Below are 13,083 nucleotides of genomic sequence, written 5' to 3' on the forward strand. Positions count from 1 at the left end.
TGGAGTTGGGGGAATCTCAGCTCCTTTTATGAGTATGATAGTTGGACACGGAATTGACATCGAAGAATTGGCTTCGATAGAACGAGCAGTTACACGGCACAATGGCTTTGCCAAGCGGGTGCTGACTACTAAGGAAATGGAGCGCTTTACCAGTCTCAAAGGGCGCAGACAAATCGAATACTTGGCAGGTCGTTGGTCGGCTAAGGAGGCTTTTTCCAAGGCTATGGGGACAGGAATTGGCAAACTGACCTTTCAGGATTTGGAAGTTTTGAACAATGAACGAGGCGCGCCTTATTTTAGTCAGGCGCCATTTTCAGGAAAGATTTGGCTATCGATCAGCCATACAGATCAGTTTGTGACAGCCAGTGTCATTTTGGAGGAAAATCATGAAAGCTAGTCCACATAGACCGACCAAGGCTCTGATATATCTGGGAGCCATTCGACAAAATATCCAGCAAATGAGTGATCATATCCCTGAAGGAACGCTCAAGTGGGCAGTGGTCAAGGCCAATGCCTATGGTCATGGAGCAGTTGCCGTTGCCAAGGCTATTCAAAATGATGTTGATGGATTTTGTGTTTCCAATATTGATGAAGCTATTGAACTTCGTCAGGCTGGACTTAACAAGAAAATTCTCATCTTAGGAGTTTCTGAGCTAGAAGCCGTTGACCTAGCTAAAGAATACGACATCACCATGACAGTGGCTGGACTGGAATGGATTCAAGCGCTCTTAGCTAGGGAGACAGATTTATCTGGCTTAACTGTCCACCTCAAGATTGATTCAGGAATGGGACGAATTGGTTTTAGAGAAGCCAGTGAAGCGGATCAGGCTCATGCCTTGCTCCAACAACACGGCGCTCGTGTTGAGGGGATTTTTACCCACTTTGCGACTGCAGATGAAGAATCAGACACTTATTTTAATACCCAGTTAGAACGATTTAAAGCTATTTTGGCAAGTATGAAGGAAGTGCCAGAGATGGTTCATGCCAGCAATTCTGCCACGACTCTTTGGCATGCAGAGACTATTTTCAATGCGGTTCGTATGGGAGACGCTATGTATGGCCTGAATCCTAGTGGAGAGGTCTTGGACTTGCCCTATGATTTGACTCCAGCCTTGAGTTTGGAGTCTGCCCTTGTTCATGTCAAGACAGTTCCGGCTGGAGCTTGCATGGGCTATGGGGCGACCTATCAGGCAGATAGTGAGCAAGTCATTGCGACGGTGCCAATCGGTTATGCGGATGGTTGGACACGAGACATGCAGAATTTCTCCGTCTTGGTAGATGGACAAGCGTGCCCAGTCGTCGGTCGGGTTTCAATGGATCAAATCACCATTCGATTACCTAAGGTTTACCCTCTAGGAACAAAAGTAACCTTAATTGGCTCCAACGGTGACCAGGAAATCACAGCTACTCAGGTAGCGACCTATCGTGGAACTATTAACTATGAGGTGGTTTGTCTCCTCAGCGACCGCATTCCGAGAGAATATTATTAAAAAGAAAGGAGTGGAGCATGAATCTACACCAACCCTTGCATGTCTTACCTGGTGTGGGACCAAAGTCAGCAGAGAAATACGCCAAACTAGGAATTGAAAACTTGCAAGACCTCTTGCTCTACTTTCCTTTCCGTTATGAAGATTTCAAGACCAAGCAGGTGCTAGAGTTGGAAGATGGAGAAAAGGCTGTTCTGTCTGGTCAGGTAGTGACTCCTGCCAGTGTCCAGTATTATGGTTTCAAGCGCAATCGCCTGCGTTTTAGCCTCAAGCAGGGAGAGGTCGTTTTTGCGGTGAATTTTTTTAACCAACCCTATCTGGCTGATAAGATAGAGTTAGGTGCAACTCTTGCTGTCTTTGGGAAATGGGACCGTGCCAAGGCCAGTTTGACTGGGATGAAGGTTCTAGCTCAAGTGGAAGATGACCTCCAACCGGTTTATCGTCTGGCTCAAGGAATCAGTCAGGCCAGTCTGGTCAAGGTTATCAAGACAGCCTTTGATCAGGGGTTGGACCTCTTGATAGAGGAAAATCTTCCCCAGTCTTTGCTGGACAAATACAAACTCATGTCCCGTTGTCAGGCAGTTCGTGCTATGCATTTTCCAAAGGATTTGGCAGAATACAAGCAGGCCCTTCGTCGGATCAAATTTGAGGAACTCTTTTATTTTCAGATGCAGTTGCAGTCACTCAAGTCTGAAAATAGAGTTCAGGGAAGCGGTCTGGTTCTGAATTGGTCTAAGGGAAAGGTGACAGCTGCTAAAGAAAATCTGCCATTTGCCCTGACTCAAGCCCAGGAAAAGAGTTTGCAGGAAATTTTGGCTGACATGAAGTCCGACCACCACATGAATCGTCTCTTACAAGGGGATGTGGGGAGCGGAAAAACGGTGGTTGCTGGTTTGGCCATGTTTGCGGCGGTGACGTCTGGCTATCAGGCAGCTCTCATGGTGCCAACAGAAATCCTAGCAGAGCAACACTTTGAAAGTTTACAGAGCCTTTTTCCAGACTTGAAACTCGCTCTCTTGACAGGTTCCTTAAAAGCTGCAGAAAAAAGAGAAGTCTTGGAGACCATAGCAAAGGGGGAGGCCGATTTGATTATCGGAACCCATGCTCTGATTCAGGATGGGGTAGATTATGCTCGACTTGGTTTGATTATCATCGATGAGCAGCACCGTTTTGGTGTGGGGCAAAGGCGTATTTTACGTGAAAAAGGGGACAATCCAGATGTCCTCATGATGACGGCGACTCCCATTCCACGAACCTTGGCCATCACAGCCTTTGGTGATATGGATGTTTCTATTATTGACCAGATGCCAGCAGGGCGGAAGCCTATTGTTACTCGCTGGATTAAGCATGAGCAGCTGCCTCAGGTCTTGACTTGGTTAGAGGGAGAAATTCAAAAAGGTTCTCAAGCCTACGTCATCTCTCCCTTGATTGAAGAATCAGAAGCCCTGGATCTGAAAAATGCCATTGCCTTATCAGAGGAGTTGACAGCTCATTTTGCTGGTAAGGCTGAAGTGGCTCTTTTACATGGTAAAATGAAAAGTGATGAAAAAGACCAAATCATGCAGGATTTCAAAGAGCGAAAAACAGATATTCTCGTTTCGACAACTGTTATCGAGGTTGGGGTCAATGTCCCTAATGCGACCGTCATGATTATCATGGATGCCGACCGGTTCGGTCTCAGCCAACTTCACCAGCTCAGAGGCCGTGTGGGTCGGGGGGACAAGCAGTCCTATGCTGTTCTTGTGGCTAATCCCAAGACGGATTCTGGGAAGGACCGCATGCGCATCATGACAGAAACGACCAATGGATTTGTCCTTGCTGAGGAAGATTTGAAAATGCGCGGATCGGGTGAGATTTTTGGAACCAGACAGTCAGGACTGCCGGAGTTCCAAGTGGCGGATATCATCGAAGATTTTCCGATTTTAGAAGAAGCCAGAAAAGTTGCCAGCTACATTAGTTCGATAGAAGGTTGGCAAGAGGATCCAGAATGGCGCATGATTGCTCTCCACCTAGAAAAGAGAGAACATCTGGATTAAGCCTTTTCTAAGAAATCTATAAGCTAGCTTTTAGGTTTGGGTCTTATACTAGAGTCATCAAAAAGAAACGAGGACTCTCACATGACTATTAAAGTAACCTACCAAAAGAAATTCCAAACCGTCAAACTAGAGAAAGGAGCTAGCACCTATTGATACACAGAGAGCGGAAACGCTCTTTTTATTTTTAAAACTACTTTTAGACGATAGGTTTAAGGAAAGAGAATCTAAAATCACTTTCTATTTAGTATTCTTTCTTGCATTGCCTTCCTAGATATGCTAGAGTTATGATAGCGATTACAAAACTAAAGGAGCATGCTATGAAAAATCCAGCTTTGTTAGAAGAAATCAAGAACTATCTAGGACGGGATGAGATTCCAGAAGACTTTGATGCTTTCTGGGATGAAGAAGTCAAAAAAGTTTCATCTCTTCCAGCCTACCAGTTGGAGGAAAGAGATTTCCATATTCCCCAAGTCAAGTGCTATGAGCTCACTTTTGAAGGAACCAATGAAGGCAAGGTCTACGCACGCGTCGTCCTTCCAAAGAGTGAGGGTAAAGTTCCCCTAATATTCTATTTCCATGGCTATATGGGGCGTGGTTGGGACTGGGCCGATATGTTGTCCTTCACCGTGGCTAGTTACGGTGTTGTTTCCATGGACGTTCGTGGCCAGTCGGGCTATTCGCAAGACGGCTTGCGCTCTCCACTAGGAAATACGGTGAAGGGGCATATCATCCGTGGTGCTGTGGAAGGTCGTGAACATCTCTTTTATAAGGATGTTTATCTGGATATTTACCAGTTGGTTGAAATTGTTGCTAGTCTATCTCAGGTGGATGAGAAAAGACTTTCTAGCTATGGTGCCTCACAAGGAGGGGCTTTAGCTTTGGTTGCAGCTGCTCTCAATCCTCGGATTCAGCGAACAGTTGCCATCTATCCCTTCTTGTCTGATTTTAGACGAGTGCTTGAGATTGGCAATACCAGTGAAGCATATGATGAACTCTTCCGTTATTTCAAGTTTCACGATCCTTTCCATGAAACAGAGGAGGAAATCATGGCGACCCTCGCCTATATCGATGTGAAAAATCTTGCCCATCGCATTCAAGGTGAGGTCAAGATGATTACAGGCTTGGACGACGATGTCTGCTATCCTATTACCCAGTTTGCTATTTACAACCGCCTAACTTGCGACAAGGCCTATCGCATCATGCCTGAGTATGCCCACGAAGCCATGAATGTTTTTGTCAATGACCAAGTTTATAACTGGCTCTGTGGTAGTGAGATTCCTTTTAAGTACGCAAGATAATGAATGAGAGAGCCCAGGAGCTCTCTTTTTATGTCCTAAATCTGAAAGTACTTTTAGAAAATTTAAAATATTAAAATATTCTTAAAAGTAAAATCTATTCTGTGGGAACACAGATATAAATATAAGACTTTATTGTATAATAAAGGAAAAGTCACTTGTGAAAGGAGGAAAAAGGCTGCTGGGCGCTTAAAGAATGGCTCAGCAGAAATGGGAGAGGATTGGGAGCTCTCATTGAGTTGGATACTTTCTTGTAAAACTTGTCTCTTGAAGAGACAATAAAAATTTTTAAAGAAAAAGAAAGCGCTTTATTTTATGAAAAATGAAAGGACAAACATGAATTACAAATCTTTAGATCGGAAACAGCGATACGGAATTCGAAAATTTGCAGTTGGGGCGGCATCTGTAGTGATTGGTACAGTGGTATTTGGAACAAATCCAGTCTTAGCTCAAGAGCAAGCCAATGCAGCAGGAGCCAATACAGAAACTGTCGAACCTGGTCAAGGTTTATCAGAGTTGCCAAAAGAAGTGTCCTCGGGAGATCTTGCTCATTTGGATAAGGATTTGGCTGATAAATTGGCAGCAGCTCAAGACAACGGCGTTGTGGTGGACCAAGATCATTTGAAAAAAAATGAGAGTGCAGAGTCAGAAACTCCATCCTCTACGGAAACCCCTGCAGAAGAAGCAAATAAGGAAGAGGAATCAGAGGATCAGGGGGCTATTCCTCGTGACTATTACTCAAGAGATTTAAAAAATGCTAATCCTGTCCTTGAAAAAGAAGATGTTGAAACCAATGCAGCAAATGGTCAGAGAGTTGATTTATCAAATGAACTAGACAAACTAAAGCAACTAAAAAATGCTACAGTTCACATGGAGTTCAAACCAGATGCATCAGCTCCACGCTTTTACAATCTCTTTTCTGTATCCAGTGACACCAAGGAAAATGAGTACTTTACTATGTCGGTCCTTGATAATACAGCTCTTATTGAAGGGCGTGGCGCTAATGGAGAGCAGTTCTATGATAAGTATACAGATGCTCCTTTGAAAGTTCGTCCTGGACAATGGAATTCCGTGACCTTTACTGTCGAACAACCAACAGCAGAGTTACCTCATGGTCGAGTTCGTCTTTATGTGAATGGTGTCTTATCTCGAACAAGTCTCAAATCTGGTAACTTCATCAAAGATATGCCAGATGTTAATCAAGCTCAACTTGGAGCAACCAAACGGGGCAATAAAACTGTTTGGGCATCAAACCTACAAGTACGAAACCTAACTGTTTACGATCGTGCTTTAAACCCAGATGAAGTTCAAACACGAAGTCAATTATTTGAAAGAGGTGAATTGGAACAGAAACTTCCTGAGGGAGCAAAAGTCACTGAGAAAGAAGACGTCTTTGAAGGTGGTAGGAACAATCAACCAAATAAAGATGGTATCAAGAGTTATCGTATCCCAGCCCTTCTCAAGACAGATAAAGGAACGCTGATTGCAGGTGCAGATGAACGCCGTCTCCATTCGAGTGACTGGGGTGATATCGGCATGGTCATTAGACGCAGTAAAGATAATGGTAAAACTTGGGGAGATCGAGTAACTATTACCAACCTACGTGACAATCCAAAGGCTTCTGATCCATCAATCGGTTCACCAGTGAATATCGATATGACCCTGACTCAAGATCCTGAAACCAAACGCATTTTTGCCATTTATGACATGTTCCCAGAAGGAAAAGGAATCTTTGGAATGTCTTCGCAAAAAGAAGAAGCCTACAAAGAAATCAATGGTAAAACCTATCAACTCCTCTATCGAGAAGGTGAACAGGAAGCTTATACTATTCGAGAAAATGGTACAGTTTACACTCCAGATGGTAAAGCAACAGACTACCGTGTTGTTGTAGAACCTGTTAAACCGGCCTATAGCGACAAGGGTGATCTATACAAGGGTGACCAGCTACTGGGCAATATCTACTTCACAACAAACAAAACTTCTCCATTTAGAATTGCGAAGGATAGCTACCTATGGATGTCTTACAGCGATGACGACGGGAAGACCTGGTCAGCGCCTCAAGATATTACTCCGATGGTCAAAGCCGATTGGATGAAATTCCTAGGAGTAGGTCCTGGAGTGGGGATTACCCTTCGTACTGGACCACATAAAGGTCGAATCGTCGTTCCTGTCTATACAACTAACCGTACCAACCACCTCAATGGTTCTCAATCATCTCGAATCATCTACTCAGACGACCATGGTAAGACTTGGCATATGGGTGGTGGTGTCAACGACAATCGTACACTTTATGATGGTACAGTAGTCGATTCAAGTACAATGAGTAATTATTATGCTCAAAATACAGAAGCTTCAGTTGTTCAGTTAAACAATGGGGACCTCAAACTCTTTATGCGTGGGTTGACAGAAGATCTACAGGTTGCAACCAGTCATGATGGTGGTCTAACTTGGGACAATAACGTTGAACGCTACGATGTGCCAGACGTTTATGTTCAAATGGCTGCGACTCACACGGTTCAAAATGGCAAAGAGTATATTCTATTAGCAAATGCAAATGGTCCTGGTCGTAAAAATGGTTATATTCGAGTGGCTCGTGTAGAAGAAGATGGTCAGTTAACTTGGTTGCACCACCATTTGATTCAAGAAGGTGAGTATGCTTATAACTCACTTCAACAAATCGGACCAGATGAATTTGGACTTTTATATGAACACCATGCTCCTGGAGGTGTTCCATACACACTTTCCTTCAAGAAGTTCAACTGGGATTTCTTGACCAAGGAAAGAGTTTCTCCTAAAGAAGCAAAAGTAAAATATGCTATCCAAAAATGGCCAGGCATTATAGCCATGGAGTTCGATTCGGAAGTATTGGTCAACAAGGCTCCGACCCTTCAATTGGCAAATGGCAAGACAGCAACCTTTATGACCCAGTACGATACAAAAACTCTCCTATTCACAATAGACCCAGGGGATATGGGTCAAAGGATTACAGGTCTAGCTGAGGGTGCAATTGAAAGCATGCACAATTTACCAGTTTCTTTAGCTGGCTCTAAACTAAGCGATGGTATTAATGGCAGTGAAGCTGCTATCCATGAGGTTCCAGAGTTCACAGGTGGTGTTAATGCAGAAGAAGCAGCGGTTCATGAAGTTCCGGAGTATACAGGTCCAATGGCAACAGTAGGTGAAGAACTAGCTCCTACAGTAGAAAAAACCGAATTCACTGGTGGAGTCAATGCTGAGGAAGCCCCAGTGGCAGAGATGCCAGAGTACACCGGTCCATTATCAACAGTAGGCGAAGAACCAGCGCCAACGGTTGAAAAGCCTGAATTTACAGGTGGGGTCAACGCTGTTGAGGCAGCAGTCCATGAACTTCCAGAGTTCAAGGGTGGTGTCAATGCAGTTCTAGCAGCCTCAAACGAACTTCCGGAATATAGAGGAGGTGCTAACTTTGTCTTGGCAGCTTCAAATGACCTGCCAGAGTATAAGGGAGGTGTCAATGGCGCTGAGGCAGCAGTCCATGAAGTGCCAGAGTACAAGGGAGACACCAATCTAGTATTAGTAGCTGCAGACAACAAACTGTCTCTAGGCCAAGATGTGACCTATCAAGCGCCAGCAGTTAAACAAGCGGGTCTACCAAATACTGGAAGCAAGGAAACAAACTCACTGATTTCCCTTGGCCTTGCGGGCGTCCTCATATCACTCTTTGCATTTGGAAAAAAGAGAAAAGAATTATAAGTAAAAGCTATTTGAGTAAGTCTCATAAGAGATAGCAGGTTTTTCAGCCTGCTATCTTTCTTTATTACATTCAGCTTGCTTCGAAATCATAAGAGGTCTGAAACTACTTTCAGGATAGTCTGTTCTATAAAATAGTTTTGAAACTGAAATCTATTCTACTACAAGCTATTGAAAGCGCTTAACAAATGATATATAATAAGCCCATAAGAACAAGAAAGGGAGGAAAGAGGATGCCACAGATCAGCAAAGAAGCCTTGATTGAACAAATCAAAGATGGAATCATTGTCTCTTGCCAGGCACTTCCTCACGAACCGCTTTATACAGAAGCGGGAGGAGTCATTCCCTTGCTAGTCAAAGCGGCTGAGCAAGGTGGAGCAGTCGGTATCCGAGCAAACAGTGTTCGTGATATCAAGGAGATCAAGGAGGTTACGAAACTCCCGATTATCGGGATTATCAAACGTGACTATCCGCCACAGGAGCCATTCATTACAGCTACTATGAAAGAAGTTGATGAATTGGCTGAACTAGACATCGAGGTCATTGCTCTGGATTGTACCAAACGTGAACGTTACGACGGTTTGGAAATTCAGGACTTTATCCGACAAGTCAAAGAAAAATATCCGCATCAACTCTTAATGGCTGATACTAGCACGTTTGAAGAGGGTATAGCAGCAGTTGAAGCAGGAATTGATTTTGTTGGAACAACGCTATCAGGTTACACCTCTTATAGTCCCAAAGTAGATGGTCCAGACTTTGAACTGATCAAAAAACTGTGTGAAGCAGGTGTGGATGTCATCGCTGAAGGGAAGATTCATACACCAGAACAAGCCAAACAAATCCTTGAATATGGGGTGCGAGGTATCGTTGTTGGTGGGGCTATTACTAGACCAAAAGAGATTACGGAACGCTTTGTTGCCGGTCTTAAATAACACAATCTCAAAACAGAGGAGAGTGGTTGATGCGTCGGATAAAATGAAAACGTATACAAATATAAAGAACTCATTATCCAATATGGATACGCTTATCAATTAGGAGAATACAAATGAAATTTAGAAAACTAGCTTGTACAGTACTTGCGGGTGCTGCGATTCTTGGCCTTGCGGCTTGTGGTAATTCTGGTGGAAGTAAAGATGCTGGAAGCTCTAGTAGCGATAGCGGAAAAACAGAAATCACTTGGTGGGCATTCCCAGTCTTCACACAAGAAAAAACTGGTGACGGTGTTGGAACTTATGAAAAATCAATCATCGAAGCTTTTGAAAAAGCAAATCCAGATGTAAAAGTGAAATTGGAAACCATCGACTTCAAGTCAGGTCCAGAAAAGATCACAACAGCTATCGAAGCTGGAACAGCGCCAGACGTACTCTTTGACGCACCAGGACGTATCATCCAATACGGTAAAAATGGTAAATTGGCTGAGTTGAACGACCTTTTCACAGACGAATTCGTCAAAGATGTCAACAACGAAAACATCGTACAAGCAAGTAAAGCTGGAGATAAAGCTTACATGTATCCAATCAGTTCAGCTCCATTCTACATGGCTATGAACAAGAAAATGTTGGAAGATGCTGGAGTTGCAAACCTTGTAAAAGAAGGTTGGACAACTGATGACTTTGAAAAAGTTTTGAAAGCGCTTAAAGATAAAGGATATACACCAGGTTCATTGTTCAGTTCTGGTCAAGGGGGAGACCAAGGAACACGTGCCTTCATCGCAAACCTTTATGGCGGTTCTGTAACAGACAAAGACGTAACCAAATATACAACAGACGATCCTAAATTCGTCAAAGGTCTTGAAAAAGCTGCTAGCTGGATTAAAGACGGTTTGTTGAACAATGGTTCACAATTTGACGGTGGAGCAGACATCCAAAACTTTGCCAACGGTCAAACTTCATACACAATCCTTTGGGCACCAGCTCAAAACGGTATCCAAGCGAAACTCTTGGAAGCAAGTAAGGTAGATGTGGTAGAAGTACCATTCCCATCAGACTCTGGTAAACCATCTCTTGAATACCTTGTAAACGGATTTGCAGTATTTAACAACAAAGACGATAAGAAAATCGCTGCTGCTAAGAAATTCGTTCAATTCATCGCAGATGACAAAGAATGGGGTCCTAAAGACGTAGTTCGTACAGGTGCCTTCCCAGTTCGTACTTCATTTGGCAAACTTTATGAAGACAAACGTATGGAAACAATCAGTGGCTGGACTAAATACTACTCACCATACTACAACACTATCGATGGATTTGCTGAAATGAGAACACTTTGGTTCCCAATGTTGCAATCTGTATCAAATGGTGACGAAAAACCAGCGGATGCTTTGAAAGCCTTCACTGAAAAAGCTAACGAAACCATCAAAAAAGCTACAAAACAATAAGCACTAAGTCAGATTGATTCCCCCCCTTTTCCCTGTGCACTATGGTGTAAGAAAAGGGGGACTTTTGTTTGAAATGGTAGGAACTGTCACGAAATTAAAATGAAGTTCTTACATAAGCGAATCTTAAAAAATTTCATTTTGGTTTTAAAACAGTTCAAGAAAATCAAAAACTATTCTATTTGAAAGAGAGGTGCCGACTGTGAAAGTCAATAAAATTCGTATGCGGGAAACAGTGATTTCCTACGCTTTCCTAGCACCAGTGTTATTCTTCTTTGTCATCTTTGTCTTGGCTCCTATGATTATGGGATTCATTACAAGTTTCTTTAACTACTCCATGACTAAATTTGAGTTTGTAGGCTTTGACAACTACATTCGCATGTTTAAAGACCCTGTCTTTATGAAGTCTTTGATCAATACCGTTATCCTGGTTATTGGATCTGTTCCGATTGTGGTTCTCTTCTCGCTCTTTGTAGCATCTCAAACCTATCATCAAAATGCCATTGCCCGTTCTTTCTATCGTTTCGTCTTCTTCCTTCCTGTAGTTACAGGTAGTGTTGCCGTAACGGTTGTATGGAAATGGATTTATGACCCACTATCAGGGATTTTGAACTTTGTCCTTAAGTCAAGTCATATTATCAGCCAAAACATTTCTTGGTTGGGTGACAAAAACTGGGCTTTGCTAGCGATTATGATTATCCTTTTGACAACATCTGTTGGTCAACCGATTATCCTTTATATCGCTGCTATGGGAAATATTGACAACTCACTTGTTGAAGCGGCGCGTGTTGACGGTGCGACTGAGTTTCAAGTCTTCTGGAAGATCAAATGGCCTAGCCTTCTTCCAACAACTCTTTACATCGCGATCATTACAACCATCAACTCATTCCAATGTTTCGCCTTGATTCAGCTCTTGACTTCTGGTGGTCCAAACTACTCAACAAGTACACTGATGTACTACCTTTACGAAAAAGCTTTCCAATTGACAGAATATGGCTATGCAAATACTATCGGTGTCTTCTTGGCGGTGATGATTGCCATTGTCAGCTTTGCTCAATTCAAGATCCTCGGAAACGACGTAGAATACTAAAGAAAGGAGACAGTTATGCAACCTACACAAAAGAAACCTTTAACAGCTTTCACTGTTATTTCAACGATTATCTTGCTCTTGTTGACCGTACTGTTCATCTTTCCATTCTACTGGATCTTGACAGGTGCCTTCAAATCACAGCCTGATACCATTATGATTCCGCCACAGTGGTTCCCTAAAATGCCAACCATGGAGAACTTCCAACAACTCATGGTGCAAAACCCTGCTATGCAGTGGATGTGGAACTCTGTATTTATCTCACTGGTAACCATGTTCCTAGTGTGTGCAACCTCTTCTCTAGCAGGTTATGTCTTGGCTAAAAAACGTTTCTATGGTCAGCGCATCCTCTTTGCAGTCTTTATCGCTGCCATGGCTCTTCCAAAACAAGTTGTCCTTGTACCATTGGTACGTATCGTCAACTTCATGGGAATTCACGATACTCTTTGGGCAGTTATCCTGCCTTTGATTGGATGGCCATTCGGGGTCTTCCTTATGAAACAATTCAGTGAAAATATCCCTACAGAATTGCTTGAATCAGCTAAAATCGACGGTTGTGGTGAGATTCGTACTTTCTGGAGCGTAGCCTTCCCTATCGTGAAACCAGGATTTGCAGCCCTTGCGATCTTTACCTTCATCAATACTTGGAACGACTACTTTATGCAGTTGGTTATGTTGACTTCACGTCAAAACTTGACCATCTCACTCGGGGTTGCGACCATGCAGGCCGAAATGGCAACCAACTATGGTTTGATCATGGCAGGTGCAGCTCTTGCAGCGGTGCCAATCGTAACCGTCTTCCTTGTCTTCCAAAAATCCTTCACTCAAGGGATTACTATGGGAGCGGTTAAAGGTTAAGACCTTGCGAAAATCGAGTTTAAACGACGTTAGCGTTACCTTGCCATACTTAAGTATTGCCTGCGGTTAGCTTCCTAGTTTGTTCTTCGATTTTCGTTGAGTATAAGAGAATACAGAGTTATAAGTGTCTACAAAATGGAGAGTATGCAGTTACTTCGTGAAGTTTTGTCAGACACTTATAAACTTACGAATGAACTCTTTTCATGATACTAGTTAGAGT

9 protein-coding genes are annotated in these 13,083 nt (G+C 43.1%); all 9 read left to right on the forward strand.

Annotation, left to right across the window (positions count from 1 at the left end; all coding sequences use genetic code 11):
* The first annotated feature begins 34 nt into the window (after positions 1 to 34).
* The 9 genes from acpS (at position 35) to CO686_RS02055 (ending at position 12,863) form a co-directional block, all read left to right on the forward strand.
* Positions 35 to 397 (forward strand): holo-ACP synthase, encoded by a 363-nt coding sequence (gene acpS / locus CO686_RS02010; protein ID WP_049520474.1) that lies wholly within the window; start codon positions 35 to 37, stop codon positions 395 to 397.
* Positions 387 to 1,490, forward strand: coding sequence for an alanine racemase (gene alr, locus CO686_RS02015; RefSeq protein WP_049500117.1), 1,104 nt, complete (start codon positions 387 to 389; stop codon positions 1,488 to 1,490). The genes acpS and alr overlap by 11 nt, the downstream gene beginning before the upstream one ends.
* Before the next feature lie 17 nt (positions 1,491 to 1,507).
* Positions 1,508 to 3,523, forward strand: a complete 2,016-nt coding sequence (gene recG / locus CO686_RS02020) for an ATP-dependent DNA helicase RecG (protein ID WP_049500116.1) — start codon at positions 1,508 to 1,510, stop codon at positions 3,521 to 3,523.
* Positions 3,524 to 3,840: 317 nt separating this feature from the next.
* Entirely contained in the window at positions 3,841 to 4,821 is a 981-nt protein-coding gene (locus tag CO686_RS02030; protein WP_049500113.1) for an acetylxylan esterase, read from the forward strand.
* Between the two features lie 333 nt (positions 4,822 to 5,154).
* A complete protein-coding gene (locus tag CO686_RS02035; protein ID WP_049500137.1) occupies positions 5,155 to 8,550 on the forward strand; it encodes an SIALI-17 repeat-containing surface protein in 3,396 nt (1,131 codons plus the stop codon).
* Positions 8,551 to 8,780: 230 nt separating this feature from the next.
* Positions 8,781 to 9,479, forward strand: a complete 699-nt coding sequence (locus CO686_RS02040; protein ID WP_001135645.1) for an N-acetylmannosamine-6-phosphate 2-epimerase — start codon at positions 8,781 to 8,783, stop codon at positions 9,477 to 9,479.
* 113 nt (positions 9,480 to 9,592) lie between these two features.
* Positions 9,593 to 10,921 (forward strand): extracellular solute-binding protein, encoded by a 1,329-nt coding sequence (locus tag CO686_RS02045; protein WP_000672117.1) that lies wholly within the window; start codon positions 9,593 to 9,595, stop codon positions 10,919 to 10,921.
* A gap of 220 nt (positions 10,922 to 11,141) precedes the next feature.
* Complete coding sequence (locus CO686_RS02050) at positions 11,142 to 12,008, forward strand: carbohydrate ABC transporter permease (RefSeq protein WP_002874780.1); 867 nt, start codon at positions 11,142 to 11,144, stop codon at positions 12,006 to 12,008.
* 15 nt (positions 12,009 to 12,023) lie between these two features.
* Positions 12,024 to 12,863, forward strand: coding sequence for a carbohydrate ABC transporter permease (locus CO686_RS02055; protein ID WP_001183243.1), 840 nt, complete (start codon positions 12,024 to 12,026; stop codon positions 12,861 to 12,863).
* Positions 12,864 to 13,083: the final 220 nt, after the last annotated feature.

Source organism: Streptococcus oralis, from assembly GCF_002386345.1.
Classification (GTDB): Bacteria; Bacillota; Bacilli; order Lactobacillales; family Streptococcaceae; genus Streptococcus; species Streptococcus oralis_S.